Source organism: Flavobacteriales bacterium, from assembly GCA_016712535.1.
Lineage (GTDB): Bacteria > Bacteroidota > Bacteroidia > Flavobacteriales_F > PHOS-HE28 > PHOS-HE28.
In genome coordinates this window covers 1,497,996-1,516,264 of record JADJQW010000002.1, presented here as the reverse complement: position 1 = coordinate 1,516,264, position 18,269 = coordinate 1,497,996, and the positions used below count along the sequence as shown (strand labels likewise).

Genomic DNA, 18,269 nt, shown 5'->3' with positions numbered 1-18,269 from the left:
CCGGACCAGCGGGACCGCAACAGCGGGGGTGGGCACCGGGAAGACGCAGCGGCAGGGTGAAGGGTTGGTCAGCCGAAGCCAACGAAGCAAGGGCAAATCAGAGCGGGATCCGCCTGGTCATGCCGCATGAGGTCGGGTGCAGAACAAAGATGCGCTACTGAAACACGGCCGGGCCTCCCGTCTTCAGGGGCCCGGATTCAACCGTTCACTCGTGCACAAGCACTCCCTTCGGAACGTCGTGTTGGCTTGCGGCAGGCATGCTCATGCGCCGATGGCTAGCGTCGCCGAGGCGTCTCCGCTTCTGCTCTCGGCGCCGTGAACCAGAGAAGAACGCGCCCCACTCACTCCCTCACCACCCTTCTCCCCTCCCCGTTCAGCAGCACCGTGTAGGCGCCCGGCGCCAGCTCAGGCATCGCGATGCTCTGCTGCCCGGAGGGCACACGCGTGTTCAGCACTTCGCGTCCGGCGGCATCGAGCAGGCGCAGCGCTCCCGCTTGCGGCGCATGCAACCACAGCACCTCGTGGAGCAGCACGGCGCGGAAGGCCTCGTGTTGCGCGGCCGGGACGCCGGTGGAGTTGTAGACGAAATCGGCGGAGTTGCTGTAGCAGCCATCGGCATCGACCACCAGCACGGTGTAGGTGCCGTTCTCAGTGGCGGTCCAGCTCTGCTGCGTGCCACCGGGGATGAAGGCGCCATCGAGGTACCATTGGTAGCTCACGCCGGGCGGGTTGACGGTGAGCTCCGATCCGTTCTGCGTGATCACGGGCACGGCGCCGAGGGTGGTGACGCCGAAGCCGCCGCTGTAGCTGAAGTAGGCATCGCTCACCGTGAGCGTGATGCCGGCGGTGCCGGGCACGTTGTCCTGCAGGTTGCTGATGCCGATAGCGAAGGTGGTGGCGTTGAGCTGCTGCACGCTGATGTCGGCATCGGCCACCACGCTCTGGTCGCTGCTGCTCACGGTGGGGCTGCCCACGGGCACTCCGGCGTTGGTGACGATCACGTTCATGGCGGCCAGGCCGATGTCGCGGCAGAAGGCCTGCGGCATGGGGAAGCTGAAGAGGGCATCGTCGTCGCGGTTCAGCACGGCGAAGTCCTCCGGGCCCATGGCGGCGTATTGCGCATCGGCGGTGGCGGCGTTCATGGTGGCCACCAGCGCGAGGGCGATGTCGCCATCGTCGAGCGCATCATCGAGCCCGGTGACGGTGACGTCCTGCGGCACGTTCCAGTTGGCGGTGGTGAAGGTCAGCTGCGCCACGTCGATGCTCGCCTCGGTGTCGTCGCTCACGCTCAGGTCCACCACCACGTTGCCGGTGGGCTGCGTGCCCAGGCGCAGTTGTACCACGCCGGTGGCGCCGGTCTCGTCCACCACGGTGGCGCTGTTGGTGCCGGCCTGCACGCCGGGGAAGCTCACGCCGCTCCACACGCGCGCGTTGATGCCCTGCGTATCGCCCTGGAAGCCGTTGCCCTGCCACACCGCCACGAAGCCGCCGTCGGCGCGCTTCTCCACCGCCGGGTAGGCCTGCACGCCGGGGATGGTGGTGTTGAGCACCTGCACGCCGCTGTTCTGGAAATTGTAGTCGCTGAAGTAGATCCCGCGCACGTTGTAGTTCTCGGTGTCGTTGAGGCTGGTCCAGGTGCCCATCACGATCACGAAGTCGCCGTTGTCGAAGAGGGCGCACTCGCTGGTGTAGTAGGCGTAGCTGCTGCTGAAGACGCCGGTGGGGCCCATGAGCGTGGCGCCGTTGGCATCGAGGATCCAGGCCTGGAACACGTCGGTGCCGTTCACGCCCCACTTGGTGCTGATGAGGATCTCGTCGCTGGCGTTGGTGCTCACGTCGATGCAGTTGAGCGAGCTGTTCTGGTTGTACACCATCGTCTCATTGATCTGCGCGAGCAGGTCGGCATCGAAGGTCTTGCGGTAGATGCGCTGCGGGTAGTTGTCGCGGCCGTAGATGGCCACGAGGGTGCCGTCACTCTTGTACCGGATGTTGGGGTGGTCGTAATCGTTGTTGGCGTCCTCGGTGACGAGCACGGCGGGGCCGGTGAAGCTGTTGGTTCCGAGGTCGTAGCTGCGGATGTTGAGCACGTCGTTGCCGCTGCCGTAGAGCAGGGTGAGCGTGTTGCCGCGCACGGCCATGTCCCACTGCCCGCCGCCACCGAGGGTGAGGGTGGCGCCGAGCGTGTTGTCCGCTTCGAGCACCCGCATGTACAAGCCGCTGGCGGTGTTCCACGCGATGAGGAAGCGGCCGGCGGTCCAGTAGATCACCTTCACCACGTACTGCTCCTGGTAGTTGCTGCCGGTGGCCACGAGCAGCTCGGGGCTGATGGCGATGTGCGCGCTGTTGTAGCGGCGGAAGTAGATGCTGGCATCGCTGCCGTCCTGCTGCCAGCTCTTCCACACCACCACGTAATCGTCGCTGGGCCCCATGGCCAGCTGCGGCAGGTACTGGTCATTGGGCACGTTCTGGTTCACGCGGAACTCGTTGGTGACGGGGTTCCAGATCTGCGCGCCGGCGGCGAAGGGCAGCAGGGCGACGAGGAAGAGGAGAGGGCGCATGGCGGTGGGATTGGCCGAAAGGTGTGCAATTCATCGGCACGCGGCCCGGTTGACTAGCACCTGCGCGTCGAATACCAAGACCTTATTTGCGCCCACGCAGCGTGAAGCTTGCGTGGGTGCTTATGCTTCAGGGGCGTGGATCGTGACGTGGCAGCGCGGCGCCCCAAAGGGGCGCCATGCGATAGCCCGGGGCAACGCCCTGGGCACGGGCCAACGGCCCCGCACAAGCCCTGAAAGGGCGAAATGCCAATCTTGCCTGGGTGCTCATGCTTCGGGGCCGTGATCGGGTTGCGCCCCTTCGGGGCTTAACCAACGATGGGGATGGGTTAGCCCGGTGCGATGCACCGGGCTAACCCATGTTGCCCCGTTGGGGCAATGAGCCAAGGGTGTGCGCCCCAACGGGGCGCAATGCGATAGCCCGGGGCAACGCCTTGGGCACTTCGGGGGCGTGGATCGTGACGTAGCGGCGCGGCGCCCCAACGGGGCGCCATGCGATAGCCCGGGGCAACGCCCTGGGCACGGGCCAACGGCCCCGCACAAGCCCTGAAAGGGCGAAATGCCGTTCAATCCCATACATAGCGTTCGTCGTATTCAAGGTCGTGCTCTTGCAGGAACTTCCTGTATTCATCCTGAAACGTCACCTTACGGTGGTGCTCCGCCTGATCGGCGATGTATTTCTCAAGGGCTGGCCTATGCGACGGACTGATGGAAAAGATGCCGTAGCCGTTCTGCCAATGGAACTGAGCCAATGACGGCGACTTCGTCTTCAACCATTTGGACGACCCGGTCTTGACCTCCTGCACCAGATCCGCAGGCGAGCAGGTGCGGGGGTGCGCGACGAGCAAGTGGATGTGATCCGAAACCGACCCGGCCTTCAACAAGGTGCCTTTGTGGTTCGCGATGATGCCCCCGATGTATGCGCGCAGTTCGTCGCGATGCGCATCAGCGAGCAAGGGCTCCCGGTTCTTGGTGGAGAACACCAGATGCACGAGGATGCGGGCGAGGGATTGCGGCATGGCTCGCGCCCCTTCAGGGCTGGATAATCGCGTCGGGGTCCAGCCACGGGGCGTTGCCCGTGGCTGTCACATGCGGCCCCTTCAGGGCCTGCGCGCTGGTGAGCGCCTTTGGGTTGTGTTGCGTCATCACACACCTGCGGATGTACTCGTGTCCACATCCTGCGCAGCCGGTTCGTGCACCGTCATGGTCGCGCAGCTCTTCTTCATCAACGCAGGGTCTTCGCCGAAGGTAGGCAACGCCTGCCTTCGCATGAGTCTCGCCGTGCCGCAGGTTGCGCGACAGCGAGGCGGAACCTGCGGCGGCCGGCCGATGCGCACCTGCAGTGAAGTCCCGGCCGGGGTTGAAATCCGGTGCGCGGAACAGCGGATGGCGCAGGCAGGATCCTTCGTCAGGTCGCATGGACCTGGTGTGCTGATCGAGTGAGCGTTATGGGAGCATTGTATCGCTGCTGCGCTATTGTTCCAGATGGAAGCTGGTCAATCGCATCTCCACCGCGATCCCACTGCCCGCATAGAACGATTTGTAGGCTCCAATGCCAATATGCCTCACGTAATGCTCCAGCTCATGCGAGGGATTGATGAAACCGGCCTGCAGGTAGAACACCAGATCGCGCACATGCTCGCTGGTGAGCGGGCCGATGGGCGTGTTAAGGTCAAGGTCCTGCGCGGCGAGCACGGTGGCGATGGAATCAATGGAGCCTCCACCGGGCGAGACGAGAATGGTATCGCTCACAGCGGTGACATCCATCCAGGGTGTGCCGTTCTCCGAGACCAGTCGTGGACCGTCGACGCGTACGAAGCGTGAGAAGGCCAGCGATCCGAAGCGCTCGCCCCGGAGCCAGGCGTAAGCGTGGCCGCCGATCACGCTGTCCTGCTGCACGTAGATGCTGTCGCGAATGCTGTTGGGCGTTTCCACACCGCTCACCGGATCGATGTTCACGCCGGTGTACACCCACCAGCTTCCCGGGGTGAAGGGGGCGAATTCCGCTGTCGGGTAAACCGTCGCATCTGGCCCTGCTGGACTGGTCGGGCAGTCTTCCTCCTTCCGGCATGCCGAGAGCAATAGGACCGATGCCATGATGATGATATGCGTACGCATGTGTGTTTGTTTGTATGTGTCGCGGTGGTCGGGGCATAGAACAGCACAGGCACGCCCATATTGCGGAGGAGGCGCGCGGTTCGTCACATCGTGGCGCACGGAACCAAGCGCTTCCGATTGACGGTTTGAGCGCCACCCCTGATTCAGCGCATGATCGAACCGGGTCATCACACCTGAGCACTATCCGTGCCCATGGCAACTGAACCACAGCAGGGCCTCCGGTCATCTGGCACCGTGCTTTCAGGCCTCCAGATCATCTTCATGCGCGCTCTCCAGATCAGCGCTATAGCTGGGAGGCAGTCGATTGCCTTGATGGGCAGGAAGCGCATGCTGCTGCGCAGCCTTGCAGAGGTTGAGCTGATCGCGTGGAATGAAGGCCTTCCGTGATATCGTACGGACCAGAAAAGATCCTGCGCAAGCGTGAGCAAGCTCCGGAGTTCACCGGCACCCGCACGGCCGAAAGCCAGAACCATGAATCCTTCAGCGCACCACGAACCGCAGTGCCAATGCCGATCCGCGATCGCCTTGCGCGCTGAGCAGATAGACACCGGCCCTCAGGCCCGGCAACGGAATGCGCTTCTCCGCGGCACCAAGCGTCCATTCGCCGATGCGGCGGCCCAGGGCATCGGTGAGCCTCAATCGTTGCACGGCGCTCCCCTGTTCGCATCGCACGACCAGCTCGTGCGCGGCAGCATCGTAGCGGGCATCGAAGGCCGGTGCATCGGCGATCGGCTCGACGCCTGTGAGGGTGAAGCGCGGCGTGAATCGGTACACCGTGTTCGGCGCCGGCAGGTTGAAGAGCGTGCTCCAGTTGATGATCGGGAGCGAGTCGAGCGTGGGCGCCAGGGCGTCCTCCGTGAGCCAGAGCTTCTCGTAGATGGAGAGGAAATCGTCGGGCCCGTAGAAGATCCCGCAGTTCGGGCCATCGGTGCCATCATAGACCAGGTCGCTGCCGGAGTTGGGCCCGTAGCGCATCTCGATCACGCCGGTGGCCTGGTAATACCAGATCTGGCAGTTCGCGAAATTGTCCGGCGGCCCGTCCTCCAGCCGCCAGTTGCGCCATTGGGCCTTCAGCACCCGTTCTCCGGCGCTGCCCGTGATCTCGTAGCGCACATCCGATGTGCCATCGATGGCGAGCAGGTCCGTGGTGAGCGCATCGAAGAAGATGGCCGAGCTGTCGTTGTCCACGCGCAGGTATCCCTTGCTGCCGATGATGATGGTCTTCAAGCCGCCCATGGGGAACGGCACATCGTAGAACCAGAGCGTCTCGCCATCGAGCTCGTGCACGAAGTGGAACTCGGACATGCCGTGATCGCAGACGATGCCGCCGGGGAGTTCCGTGTACGGCGCGATGGACTGCTCGAACGAATAGGAATTCTGCGCGTGCATCGGCGCTGCGAGCACCAGGATGAAGAGCCCTGAGAGGACCTTGCTGAATAACTGCCTGCTCACGGCATGCAGGTGATCGGCTTCGTTCATGCTTGTGCTGACTTGCTGCATGCGGGATTCGTTTGCGCCAAATGTGATCCGCGGTCCTTTGCGCGCATGGCCCGAATTGAGGAACGGCTTGGGATCGCTGAGCAGCGCGACCGTCAGGGCCGAAAGGTTCAGCGAAGCGCAAACGCGCCAGTCGGGACCCGCGGCACTGCTACGGAGCTTCCGCAAGCATCCGATGCGCTCCACAGGCCCGTCTGCGCGTACGAGCCCACCGTGCCGCAAGAACCTTGTGCATCGAATGCGGTCTATGGCCGCCATTCCCTAGGTCCGTTCCACCAAACCCATCACCACGGAATTCAACAACGTGAACTTCTTCGCCGTGATCATCGCGACGGTAGCCGCCTTCTGGGCTTCGTGTGGTACAGATTCCTCTTCGGCAAGCACTGGATGAAGGAACTGGGCTTCTCGGAAGAGGAATTGAAGAAAGGCGCCAACATGGGCATGATCTTCGGCAGCACCCTGGCGCTCACTTTCGTGATGGGACTGGGCCTGGCCATGCTCTGGCACACCGAGGACCCAGCGAAGCTCACCTGGAGCGTCGGCTTGATGCACGGCCTATTCATCGGGGTGTGCTTCGTGGCCACGAGCACCGGCATCAATTTCCTGTACCAACGGAAGTCGCTTGCGCCATGGGCTATCGATGCGGGCGATTGAAGTGAGCAAGGATCACGCAAGGCTTCGCACCTTCGCTCCATGGCCCTCGACTACTCCCCCATCCCCGGCAGCATCCTCACCATCCGCTTCCAGGACTGCGACCCCTTCAACCACTTGAACAACGGGCGCTACACGGACTACTTCCTCAATGCGCGCGAGGACCATCTGCTGGAGCATTACGGTCTTGATATCTACAAGATCGCGCGCGAGACGGGGCTGTGCTGGGTGGTGAGCACGAGCCAGATCGCCTACCTGCGCCCGGCCATCACCATGGAGAAGGTGCTCATCGAGACGCAGTTGATCAGCTGGTCGCCCAAGCACGTGCAAGTGGAGATGCGCATGTGGGACGAAGGCCGCAAGGCACTGAAGAGTTTCTGCTGGATGAGCTTCATCCATTTCGACCTGCGCACGGGCAAGGTGGCCTCGCACAACGAAGGATACGTGGAGCTGTTCCAACGCGTGCATGCGCCGGTATCAGAAGAGAGCTTCGATGCACGGCTGACGGCGCTGAAGGCCGGCTGAGGCCCGTTATTCGAAGGTGAAGAAGAAGTAGCGGACAGCGGCCCACTCCTTCGGGATGCCGGCGGCGTAGCCGATGGTGCTGCGCGATGCATTCTCCACGCGGCCATCCTCGTTCACGTACCCGATGGTGCTCCGGCTGCTGTTCTCCACGCGCCCATCGTCGTTCACATAGCCCACGGTGCTGCGGCTGCTGTTCTCGATCCGGCCATCGTCGTTGATGTAGCCGATGGTGCTGCGCGAGGCGTTCTCGATGCGTCCGTCCTTGTTGATGTAGCCCACGGTGCTGCGCGAGGCGTTCTCGATCCGGCCATCGGCATTGATGTAGCCGGTGGTGCTGCGCGAGGCGTTCTCGATGCGCTGGGCCTGTCCGGCCAGGGCGATGAGGGTGAGAAAGGAGAAGAGGAGCTGCCGCATCCGGATGATCGAAATATGCGCGTTGCACCATCAAGAACCGCGCACAGCATCGCGCCATTGCACTTGGCGGCTCACTCCTTCACGAAGCGCACGGGGTGCAGGCCCGCGATGCCGACGGCGTGCGCCACGTACACGCCCTTGCCGAGCGCGTTGGTGCCGACGACGGTGCGCTCGCCACTGATCCGCTCTCGCAGCACGAGGCGTCCGCTGGCATCGAGCACGCGCAGTTCCGCACCGATCGCGTCGGTAGGCGCCAGCACGGTGATGCCCTCGGCTCCGGCGATCACGCGCATCGCTGCGGCGTTCACCTCCGGTACGCGCGTGCTGATATCGTTGCTGCGGAAGCTGAAGGCCTCGAGGAAGACGCCGCTGTCGAAGGCCATGTCGCTCACGTCGGCGATGGCCACCTTGAAGTGGTAGACATCATCGGGCGAGACCTCGGCGAAGACGGTGAGGTTCGTGGTGAAGCCGTCGTAGGTCACATACTGTCCGGCGCCGGCCTCATTATTCACGAAGTAGGAGCTGTTCAGGCCTTCGTTCACGTTGTTGATCGCCACCGGTGTGCCGTCGGGCAGCGCCGCGACATTGGTGGGCGTGGGGAAGCCAGGACCGGTGAGCCAGATGGCGAACACATCATTGAATGCACTGCCCACGAACTCGGGGTACTCCTCGCTGCCGAAGCTGAAGTTGAAGAGCAGCGTATCGCCCGTAGGGATGCAGTCGAACTCGAGCACGCAGGCATCGTAGGTGGGCATGCCGCCCACCGCTGCGGTCAGATCGGGATCGCCCGGGGTGCTGGGGTAATCGGAAGCGAAGTTGCCGACCGGCCCGGCCACCAAGGACGCGGATCCCGTGGTGAGCACCAGGCCCTCTTCGATCTCCATCTCCGAGGCTCCGCTGAACTGCCCCATGGCACTGCCCGCGCAATTCACCGTCACGTTCTGGATGGAGACATTCAGTCCTTCGAGCAATTGCGCCACATCGGATAGGCTCAGGCTGTCGTTGACGGTGAGCTGTGCGTTGGCGGATCCGGCGAGCGTTGCGAATGCGAGCGCGTAGAGCTTCTTCATGGTGCTGCGGTTTGGCGAGGTGAAAGTAGCTGCCCGGACCGATCCGCCAAGATCACTGGGCGAATAGCGCATCAACCATGGTGAACAGCGATCGCCACCGCCCCGAAACAGCGGAGCCGCCCGCTCTTGGAGTGGACGGCCCGCCGACCAGAACTGAATCCGCCAGGCGGCGGACCTTCGCTCGGTGCAAGGGTAGCGCGCAGTGGAGACCTGTGCATCTTTCTACACGGCGAGATTGCCGCTTCGATATACAGGGCTGAGCGGCTCACCGGAGGAGTCCTGATGCATCCGCGATCAACACACCTTAACGCGACAGCGCGTCACTTCCGCGCTGACAGATCGTTGCTTCGTGGTGACAGGCATGCCCTTTGATCGGCGCGCCCAGCAAAACAGAACCAGCATGAAACGTGTGATCGGTCCTCTCCTATTCGGCATCCTCGGCGGGTTCATCGCCCTTTCCATCCATCAGCGCTTCTTCGCGGAGTCGCCTGCCCTTCAATCCGAGCTCCAGCCGGTACCGGGCGCTCCGGTCTCTTACGTGAGCATCCCAACGGTAAGCGGAACGCCTGTGGTTGCGGTGGATTTCACCGAGGCCGCCGAGCGCAGCGTGAACGCCGTGGTGCACGTCACCACCGAGACCACGGTGAACGTGCGCGACCCCTTCGCCGATTTCTTCTGGGGCTACCGGGCGCCCAGCCAGCAGCGCCAGCAGCAGGGCGCCGGGTCGGGCGTGATCATCAGCGCCGACGGCTACATCGTGACCAACAACCACGTGGTGGAAGGCGCTGACAAGATCATGGTGCACCTGAACGACCGTCGCCAATTCGAGGCGCGCATCGTGGGCCGCGACCCCAGCACGGACATCGCCGTCCTCAAGGTGGAAGGCGAAGGACTGGCCACCCTCGGCTACGGCAACAGCGATGAGGTGCGCGTGGGCGAATGGGTGCTGGCCGTGGGCAACCCGATGAACCTCACCAGCACCGTCACCGCCGGCATCGTGAGCGCCAAGGCGCGCAACATCAACCTGCTGCAGTACGATCCCGGCCGGGACGTTTTCCCGATCGAGAGCTTCATCCAGACCGATGCAGCGGTGAACCCCGGCAACAGCGGCGGCGCCCTGGTGAATGCCAGCGGCGAACTGGTGGGCATCAACACCGCCATCGCGAGCAACACCGGCCAGTACACGGGCTACTCCTTCGCGGTGCCGGTGAACATCGTGAAGAAGGTGGCGGGCGACATCGTTGAGTACGGCAGCGTGCAGCGCGCGTACCTCGGCGTGAGCATCCGCGACATGGACCAGCAACTGGCTCAGGAACTTCGCATGGATAAGCCCCGGGGCGTTTACGTGAACGGGCTCACCGATGGCGGCGCGGCGGCGAATGCAGGCCTGGAGAAAGGCGACGTGATCACCCGCGTGGGCAGCATCGCCGTGAACAACGTGCCGCAGCTGCAGGAGCAGGTGGGGAAATTCAAGCCCGGCGACCGCGTGCCGGTGACCGTGCTCCGCGAAGGCGGTGAGCGCGTGGTGGAGCTCACCCTGCGCGGCCGCGAGGGCAGCACTGTTGCGATGAAGACCAGCAAGGCGCCCATGGAGACGCTGGGGGCTGAGCTGCGCGCGGCTACTGCCGAGGAGCTCCGTGCGCTGCGGCTGAAGAACGGCGTGAAAGTGTCGGCGGTGAACGGCGGAAAGTTCCGCGCGAGCGGCATCCGGGAGGGCTTCATCATCACCAGCATCGATCAGCAGCCCGTGAGCGGACCGGCCGATGTGGAGAAGGCATTGGCGAGCAAGCGTGGCGGCGTGCTGGTGGAGGGCGTGTATCCCAACGGAATGAAGGCCTATTATGGACTCGGCCTGTGACGCGTTGGAGCGTGTCGTCCATCATTTCGGAGAAAGCGCGTGGAGGGGCTTGTCCCGTGAAGCAAGAGGCCCCTACCTTCGCCGCCCGTCTTCAGCGCTCGTGCAACTGATTGGCGGTCGTGCCTCTATCTTCATAATCACCTAATACCCAGACGACCGTGGCATCAAGGATGCGTCAACTCAAGATTACCAAGTCGATCACCAACCGGGAAAGCCAGTCGCTGGACAAGTACCTGCAGGAAATCGGCAAGGAAGGCCTGATCACCGCCGACATGGAGGTGGAACTGGCGCGGCGCATCAAAGAAGGTGACGGGAAAGCGCTGGAGAAACTGGTGAAGGCTAACCTGCGCTTCGTGGTCTCGGTGGCCAAGCAGTACCAGAATCAAGGCCTCAGCCTGCCCGACTTGATCAACGAGGGCAACCTCGGCCTGATCAAGGCGGCCCAGCGCTTCGATGAGACGCGCGGCTTCAAGTTCATCAGCTACGCGGTGTGGTGGATCCGCCAGAGCATCCTGCAGGCCTTGGCCGAGCAGAGCCGGATCGTGCGGCTGCCGCTGAACCAGGTGGGCTCGCTGAACAAGATCAACAAGGCCTTCGCGAAGCTCGAGCAGGAATTCGAGCGCCCGCCCAGCGCCGATGAGCTGGCTGCCAGCCTCGATCTGCCGCCCGAGAAGGTCGCCGACACCATGAAGGTGAGCGGCCGCCACATCAGCATGGACGCTCCCTTCGTGGAAGGCGAGAGCAACAGCCTGCTCGATGTGCTGCCCAACAACGACAGCACCCCCGCCGACCGCCTTCTGCTCAACGAATCGCTGAGCAAGGAGATCGAGCGCGCCCTGAGCACCCTCACCGAGCGCGAGCGCGATGTGGTGAAGCTCTTCTTCGGCATCGGCATCAACCACGGCCTTACGTTGGAGGAGATCGGCGCCAAGTTCGACCTCACCCGCGAGCGCGTGCGGCAGATCAAGGAGAAGGCCATCCGGCGATTGCGGCATACCAGCCGCAGCAAACTGCTGAAGGCTTACCTCGGCTAGTCATCGCGCCCCGCCACAAGCGGGGCGCGTTCGTTCGTCACCACCACTTCACTTCCCAACCAATCGAATGGAAACCCTCGAAGCGAAAGCCGGTTACGAAGCCGGCCTGAAGGAATTCGTTGCCCGCGAACGCGCCGCCGTTGAGCTGCTCAGTGCCGCGGGCCAATTGATGTACGGCAAAGGCGTGGAGCTCGTCTTCTTCCGCGACCAGCTGCTCGACATCAGCACCAGCGAGGCGCTCAAGCGCTTCCATTATGCCCAGGACGTGGTGCAGAAGCCGATTGACGTGTTCACCTGCGCCCAGGTGGCCAAGGCCCTGCTCGACATGGACCTGGCGCCCAGCAAGATCGACATCGCCAAGCTCACCTGGGAGTTCACCCAGGGAGGCAAGCGCGACCTCGACAAATTCCTGAGCAACGCGCTCGGGGGATTCATCGGCATCGACAAGCACAAATTCGAGCCGCGCGATGTGGTGCTCTACGGCTTCGGCCGGATCGGGCGCATCGCCGCGCGTGAACTGGTGAAGCAGGCCGGCAAGGGCCAGCAGCTCCGCCTGCGCGCCATCGTCACCCGCACCCTCAGCGACGAGGAGATCGTGAAGCGCGCCGCCCTGCTCCGCAGCGACAGCGTGCACGGCGCATTCAAGGGAAGCGTGGTGGAGGACATCCCCGGCAAGGCGCTCATCATCAACGGCCAGCGCGTGCTCCTGATCGCCGCCAACAATCCGGAGGACATCGACTATACCGTGCACGGCATCAGCAACGCGCTGATCATCGACAACACGGGCGCCTTCACCAAGCGTGAAGCGCTGGGCCGGCACCTGAAGGCCAAGGGCGTCAGCAAGGTGATCCTCACCGCGCCGGGCAAGGAGATGCCCAACATCGTGTACGGCATCAACCACAAGGAGCTCGATGTGGACAATGAGCAGCTCTTCAGCGCCGCCAGTTGCACCACCAACGCCATCTCGCCGGTACTGAAGGTGATGGAGGACCAGATCGGCATCGAGAAAGGCCACATCGAGACCGTGCACGCCTACACCAACGACCAGAACCTGCTCGACAACTACCACAAGAAGCCGCGCCGAGGCCGCAGCGCCGCGATCAACATGGTGATCACCAGCACGGGTGCCGGCAGCGCGGTGACCAAGGCCATCCCGAGCCTCAAGGACAAGCTCACCGCGAATGCCGTGCGGGTGCCAACACCGAACGGATCGCTGGCCATCATGAGCCTGAACCTGAAGCGCCAGGTGACCCGCGACGAAGTGAACGAGCTGATCCGCCACGCCGCGCTCAATGGCGAACTGGTGAACCAGATCCACTACCAGATCGACCCCGAGCTGGTGAGCAGTGACATCATCGGAGATTCCTGCTGCAGCGTATTCGACAGCACCGCCACGATCGTCGGCCCTGACGGAAAGAGCGCTGTGCTCTATGCCTGGTACGACAACGAATTCGGCTACACCAAGCAGGTGATCCGCTTGGCCAAGTTCGTGGCCAAGGTTCGCCGCCTGATCTACTACTGAGCAATCCATCCCTAGCGCGAAGCCTCCAGGAATGGGGGCTTCGTTCGTTATGGCCCACCTCGAACGAACAAGCCCCAGCGGTGAAGCTGGGGCTGCTCATTACGACGGGTCTATAGTTAGGCACGATTGCCCGTCGGGAAAAGCAGGATCACTCCGGACCTACCGCAGCGATCACCAGGACTGCCACGAAACCGGTGATGAAGGCGATGCTGCAAACCCAGTTGACCCGTTGCCAGAATCTTGACGGTTGCAGTTCGCAGCGCAGGAGTTCATTGATGTGTTGCATGGCACAAACCTCTGGAGGTGAAACCGTCAAAAACAGGTGAAAAAACACAGGGGGTACCCTGTGAAAAAACACATTTCCGCGGATCGATTATTGGATTTCCTGACCGCGATTCGAACTCATTCTCGACTCGATCCACCTTGAGGTTGACTATCACAACCTCCTGATAAACTGCCGAATGGAACTACTTAGTCAGGATGAAGGCACCCTGGTCCGCTACGACATGAACTGGTATTCCCAACCTCTCGGCCTCCCGGACCAACTTCCAGCGACTGAGTCCCGAAATGCCAGCGGCCAGCACCCAATGACCCGCTGCGGCATAGCCCTCGACGAACTCGGATCGGACGTATTCCAAGTCGTGGAAAACCACTGCATCGCAATGACCGCTGTCCATCGGCGGGGCATGATCCCCGGAAACGAACAGGACGTCGAAAGCGGATGAACGCCATCGCGAGCCGGCCATGCAAGTGGGGCCGAACAGGCGCAACCGGTCCTGGAAAAGAAGGGCTCCGGAACGAACCACGGTATCCGCTCCGATCGCCCCCATGTGCCTTTCAATCCTCCTCTCCGAATACGGGCTTCGCAGCACGCTGTCGGATTCAGCGATGATCGCCATTTCACGGCCCTTCACCATGGCCGCCATAAGTGCACGGGTATCATCGTACACCACGAAGCTCGCTTCGTCGGCTCGATGCTTCGAACGCGCAGCAGCCAACGCGAGCAGCAGCGCGACGCAACCGATGGACACCAGGCGGGCCCGCCGCCAATGCCAGATCAGCTCAGCTGCGATGGCGGAGATCAGCAGGTACATCACGAGCATATCGAAGGCGCCGACGCGGATGGCCGGGTAGGCAAAGGCAATTGGGCGAACCACGCTGTGATGTCACCTACACCTTTCAAGAGCACCTGCATGCACCATGCGAGCGCATCGCCCAAGAGGGGAACACGGTGCAGCGCGATCAGTGCCACACCGCCGAACACCGCGAGGCTCACACCGGTGACAACCACGAGATTCGCCGGCAGGAACCAGACTGGGAAAGCCTTGAACATCCAGATTGCCAGCGGCGCCGTGAGCAATTGCGCCGAGAAGGAGACCACTGCAAGCGACCACGCATGACGCAGCAGCCAGGGCTTCGGCGACCACAGTACGGCAATGGGCCCATGGAACACGATAATCCCGAGGACGGCAAGGAACGACAGCTGGAAGCCTGCATGGCGCAGCATGGCCGGGTCCCAGATCAATAGGAACAAGCCTGCGGCGAAGAGGCTGTTCAAGTGGTCGGTTCGCCTTCGCCCCATGCCAGCCAATGTGAAAAAGCTGAACATGAAGCTTGCACGGAGCACGCTCGGAGCGGCACCGGTGATGCCCGCGTAGGCCCATAGCGCAAGCAGGATCAACAGCCCACGCGCCACCCGGCTGCCACGGTTCCCTCCCCACCATCCGAGCATGAAGGAGAGCGCGGCGTAGATCAGCCCCACGTGCATCCCCGAGACCGCAAGGACATGGATGGTCCCGCTGCGGGAGAATGCCGTTGACTGCTCGCTGTCCAGATCATCGCGCTGACCCAGCACCAAGGCATTCACCAGCGCTCGTTCCCGAGCTTCGAGGCTGGTGCGTTGGAGCCAGCTGCTCACTGCCTGACGTGACTCGCGGAACACATCACTCCAATGTGGATCATGGCCGGCGATCCGCCATTGCTGCGCAGGAGCAAAAAGTTCCTGGGCGATGCCCCGACTGCGCGCCCATGCCCTGCGATCGAATCCGCCTGGATCCGGAACCCGCTCAATCGGCCGCAATGACGCATCCACGAAGAGCAAGTCACCCACGCCAGGCCATAGTCCTTCGCCTGACAACAAGGTGACCATCGCCTGGCCACGCAGTGCTTCCCACCCATCATGACGAAGGCCGGCTTGCAGCGTGACATCGGCACGGAAAGCTTTGGCCGATGCCCCATTCACCGCCTCAACACGAACCAGATAAGGTCCCTCAGCCGCTACCTCGCTCTGCGCGCCGATGGGATCGCGTCCAGGGTCCCGCAACGACTGCCACGCCAAACCGAATACCAGGTACCACAACGAGAGCACGGCGCCTCGTTGCCAACGGGTGCCGATCGACTGCGGCGCCAGGACCAATAACAAGGCTGGCAGCGATGCAGCGATGACCACAGGCAGCAACGATCCCGGAGGTGGTTCGAGTGCGAAACCCAGGCCAACGCCTATCGCGAACGGCGTTGCCATGCGCACCATGGGAGCACGATGGATGGCGCTCCACGGGCCGTGCAGGTCCGATCCGGTCATGGCGACGAAAAGGTAGCGACCCGGCGCTTACTCCACCTCCAGCACCAAGCACTTCAGGTAGCGCGTCTCCGGAACCGACCAGTGCGGCGCGTGGTCAGGCGGCTGACCACCATCATGCAGCTCTCGCAACCGGCGGCCAGCATCGCGAGCAGCCTCTGCAACCATCTCACGGAATACATCCGGAGACATGTGCTGCGAGCAGCTGCAGGTGATCAGGCGCCCGCCTGCAGGCAAGCAGAGCAAGGCGCGCAGGTTGATCTCCTTGTAGCCGCGGTAGGCGTTGGCCATGGCGCCCTTGCTCTTCGCGAAGGCCGGTGGATCGAGCACGATGGAATCCCATTGCTTCCCGCTGCGGCTCGCCTCGGTCAGGAAATCGAAGACATTGGCCTCGCGGAATGCGCATTGCCCGAACCCGTTCAACCCGGCATTGCGCCCGGCCATCGCCACGGCATCGGCACTGATGTCGAGGCCGAGCACTTCGTGCGCGCCGCCCTTCGCGGCATGCAGCCCGAAGCCGCCCGTATGCGTGAAGCAATCCAGCACCCGTCCCGAGCCGATGAATCGCTGAGCCGCCACGTGATTCTGGACCTGATCCAGGAAGTGCCCGGTCTTCTGACCGCCGGCCACATCCACATGCACGCGCACGGCATGCGCGCCCTCGCCTTCCTCGATCACCAGTTGCGTATTGAAGGGCTTGCCGAAGAAACCCTTGTCCTGCGCCAGTCCTTCCTTCTCCCGGATGGGCACATCATTCCGCAGAAAGATGCCGCTGGGCAAAACGCACTCCTGCAGGGCTTCAAGGATCACATCGCGCCAGCGCTCCATGCCCAAAGTGAGGAACTGGACGGAAAGCACGCGCCTCCCATCAACCGCATCGTGGAAGAGGTCGGCCACGAGCCCCGGCAATCCATCGGCCTCTCCGAATGCCACGCGGCAACTGCGGGAATAACCGAGGCGAGCACGCCGTTGCCATGCCCGGTGGATGCGATCGCGCATAAGGTGCCGGCTCACGCGCTCCTCGGCATTCCACGTGAGCAGGCGCACGCGGATCATGCTGGCCGGATTGATGTATCCCTGGCCGATGGCCCGGCCCTTCGCATCGGTCACGAGCACGACATCACCGGGCGCATAGGCCCCTTCCTCCTTCAGCACCTGGGTAGCATACACCCACGGGTGGCCCAGCAGCACGCGGTCGCCACGGTCATCGATGCGGATGCGTGCCTGGGGCATATCAGTGGGGCTTAGGGCCGGCGCCTCCGTTGATGCGCAAGGAGTCGCCCTCATCCCGGAAGAAATCGAGCGTGCTGAGGTCCACGAGGTGGACGTTCGCGAAATAGTGATGCAGGATATCGGTGTAGGTGCGCCCTGAGCGTGCCATGGCCATGGCTCCTTCCTGGCACAGTCCCACGGCATGCCCGAAGCCCCGGCCGCGGAGCAGCACGTGATCGCCTTCGGCGCTTACCGTGAAGAAGGTGCTCCGCAGCTTAAGGTCCTCGCGCACGTGCTTCAGATGGATGAGCGGCCAGATGCCCTGCATGTAGAGCCCACGGCACTGCGGATCGAAGTTCAAGGCCGCGGAGAGCTGGGCGCTGTCCGTGGCCACGAAGCCGAAACGGCGATCGAGGTAGCCCAGCCATTCGGCGCGGGAGAGCCTGCGCTCCCATGCGGCGTGCGGTGCGCTCAGGCAGAAGGTGTCGCGCACCGCGCGCAGGTAGGGCTCATGCTTGCTCCAAAGGTCCTCGGCGTTCATGGTCTCGCCGCCGCAGTTGCTGTGGAAGGTGGCATGGATCAACTTGATCTCGGAATCCACGATCACCAGGCTGCGGGTGGCATCCACGGCGGCGGCAATGCTGTCGTTTCGGTTGCGGCCATGGTAGACCTGGCAATGCACGCCGTCGCAGAGATCGAAGCCTTCATCCAGGTGCTTCCGCTGATTCGTGAGCGCATAGGTGCGGCTGCTCACGGCTTGCAGCTTGTAATACTCGTGGTGGTGGTCCTTGCCCGCCTCGGCGCTCACCACTCCGGCCACATAGGCTTCGATGGGCATGCGGTTCATCAGGAGCAGCTGCCCGTTGGCGAGTGCGGCTTCCAATCGGCCGGTGTACTCGCGCGGATTCTTGCTGCCTTCGGGCTTCAGCTTGAAACCGCCATCGCCGTATGGCACCACCTCGATCCGCTTGGCAGTGAAGGCCATCGCCAGGGAGCGCGCGGCGATCTCCTTCCCTGCAACCTCGATCCGGAGCCCGTCGGTGCTCTTGAGCTCGCCCATGACCACCCCATCGGCGATCACTTTGCTGGTGCCACGCGTGCTCATCACCAGTGCTTGCTTCAAGGGGCGCTCACGCATCAAGCCGATGCTCAGGGTGCGCTCACCCGATTGCGCCAGCGCTCCCCCAGCCGGCAACGCCAGCAAGGCAACGAGCAATAGCGCGCGGTTCATCGGC

Annotated in this window: 16 protein-coding genes; 6 read left to right on the top strand and 10 right to left on the bottom strand. The window is 63.2% G+C overall.

Going from position 1 to position 18,269, the window contains the following annotated elements; all coding sequences use genetic code 11:
* Positions 1-341 precede the first annotated feature (341 nt).
* The 3 genes from IPK70_06170 to IPK70_06160 form a co-directional block, all read right to left on the bottom strand.
* Complete coding sequence (locus IPK70_06170) at positions 342-2,558, bottom strand: hypothetical protein (protein MBK8226745.1); 2,217 nt, start codon at positions 2,556-2,558, stop codon at positions 342-344.
* Positions 2,559-3,121: 563 nt separating this feature from the next.
* Entirely contained in the window at positions 3,122-3,574 is a 453-nt protein-coding gene (tnpA, locus tag IPK70_06165) for an IS200/IS605 family transposase (GenBank protein ID MBK8226744.1), read from the bottom strand.
* A 454-nt stretch (positions 3,575-4,028) separates the two neighbouring features.
* Positions 4,029-4,673: a hypothetical protein gene (locus IPK70_06160; protein ID MBK8226743.1), complete on the bottom strand. Its 645-nt coding sequence runs from the start codon at positions 4,671-4,673 to the stop codon at positions 4,029-4,031.
* Positions 4,674-4,865: 192 nt separating this feature from the next.
* Between IPK70_06160 and IPK70_06155 the strand changes: the two genes are divergently transcribed.
* Entirely contained in the window at positions 4,866-5,060 is a 195-nt protein-coding gene (locus IPK70_06155) for a hypothetical protein (GenBank protein MBK8226742.1), read from the top strand.
* Between the two features lie 93 nt (positions 5,061-5,153).
* On the opposite strand, the gene IPK70_06150 is transcribed toward IPK70_06155, so the two are convergent.
* The gene (locus tag IPK70_06150) at positions 5,154-6,173 is read right to left on the bottom strand and encodes a hypothetical protein (protein MBK8226741.1); all 1,020 of its coding nucleotides are present in this window, start codon (positions 6,171-6,173) and stop codon (positions 5,154-5,156) included.
* A gap of 351 nt (positions 6,174-6,524) precedes the next feature.
* Between IPK70_06150 and IPK70_06145 the strand changes: the two genes are divergently transcribed.
* On the top strand, positions 6,525-6,824 hold the full coding sequence (locus IPK70_06145) for a DUF1761 domain-containing protein (protein ID MBK8226740.1): 300 nt from the start codon (positions 6,525-6,527) through the stop codon (positions 6,822-6,824).
* 39 nt (positions 6,825-6,863) lie between these two features.
* Complete coding sequence (locus tag IPK70_06140) at positions 6,864-7,346, top strand: acyl-CoA thioesterase (GenBank protein ID MBK8226739.1); 483 nt, start codon at positions 6,864-6,866, stop codon at positions 7,344-7,346.
* A gap of 6 nt (positions 7,347-7,352) precedes the next feature.
* Here IPK70_06140 and IPK70_06135 read toward each other — a convergent pair whose 3' ends face one another.
* Positions 7,353-7,760 (bottom strand): hypothetical protein, encoded by a 408-nt coding sequence (locus IPK70_06135; protein ID MBK8226738.1) that lies wholly within the window; start codon positions 7,758-7,760, stop codon positions 7,353-7,355.
* A gap of 71 nt (positions 7,761-7,831) precedes the next feature.
* The gene (locus tag IPK70_06130; GenBank protein ID MBK8226737.1) at positions 7,832-8,830 is read right to left on the bottom strand and encodes a choice-of-anchor L domain-containing protein; all 999 of its coding nucleotides are present in this window, start codon (positions 8,828-8,830) and stop codon (positions 7,832-7,834) included.
* A gap of 409 nt (positions 8,831-9,239) precedes the next feature.
* Here IPK70_06130 and IPK70_06125 point away from each other — a divergent pair, with 409 nt between their 5' ends.
* The 3 genes from IPK70_06125 (at position 9,240) to IPK70_06115 (ending at position 13,244) form a co-directional block, all read left to right on the top strand.
* Positions 9,240-10,688, top strand: a complete 1,449-nt coding sequence (locus tag IPK70_06125) for a Do family serine endopeptidase (GenBank protein MBK8226736.1) — start codon at positions 9,240-9,242, stop codon at positions 10,686-10,688.
* 170 nt (positions 10,689-10,858) lie between these two features.
* Positions 10,859-11,722 (top strand): RNA polymerase sigma factor RpoD/SigA, encoded by an 864-nt coding sequence (locus tag IPK70_06120; protein ID MBK8226735.1) that lies wholly within the window; start codon positions 10,859-10,861, stop codon positions 11,720-11,722.
* Between the two features lie 67 nt (positions 11,723-11,789).
* Complete coding sequence (locus IPK70_06115) at positions 11,790-13,244, top strand: glyceraldehyde-3-phosphate dehydrogenase (protein MBK8226734.1); 1,455 nt, start codon at positions 11,790-11,792, stop codon at positions 13,242-13,244.
* A 467-nt stretch (positions 13,245-13,711) separates the two neighbouring features.
* Here the strand turns inward: IPK70_06115 and IPK70_06110 are convergent, their stop codons facing one another.
* Genes IPK70_06110 through IPK70_06095 form a run of 4 tightly spaced genes read right to left on the bottom strand, consistent with a single transcriptional unit; the run spans position 13,712 to position 18,265 of the window.
* Positions 13,712-14,338 (bottom strand): hypothetical protein, encoded by a 627-nt coding sequence (locus IPK70_06110; GenBank protein MBK8226733.1) that lies wholly within the window; start codon positions 14,336-14,338, stop codon positions 13,712-13,714.
* A complete protein-coding gene (locus IPK70_06105; protein MBK8226732.1) occupies positions 14,338-15,825 on the bottom strand; it encodes a ComEC/Rec2 family competence protein in 1,488 nt (495 codons plus the stop codon). Before IPK70_06105 ends, IPK70_06110 begins: the two co-directional genes overlap by 1 nt.
* Positions 15,826-15,852: 27 nt before the next feature.
* Positions 15,853-17,055, bottom strand: coding sequence for a class I SAM-dependent rRNA methyltransferase (locus tag IPK70_06100; protein ID MBK8226731.1), 1,203 nt, complete (start codon positions 17,053-17,055; stop codon positions 15,853-15,855).
* A gap of 1 nt (position 17,056) precedes the next feature.
* Positions 17,057-18,265 carry a SpoIID/LytB domain-containing protein gene (locus tag IPK70_06095; protein ID MBK8226730.1) on the bottom strand — a complete coding sequence of 403 codons (1,209 nt, stop codon included), beginning with the start codon at positions 18,263-18,265 and terminating at the stop codon, positions 17,057-17,059.
* Positions 18,266-18,269 lie beyond the last annotated feature (4 nt).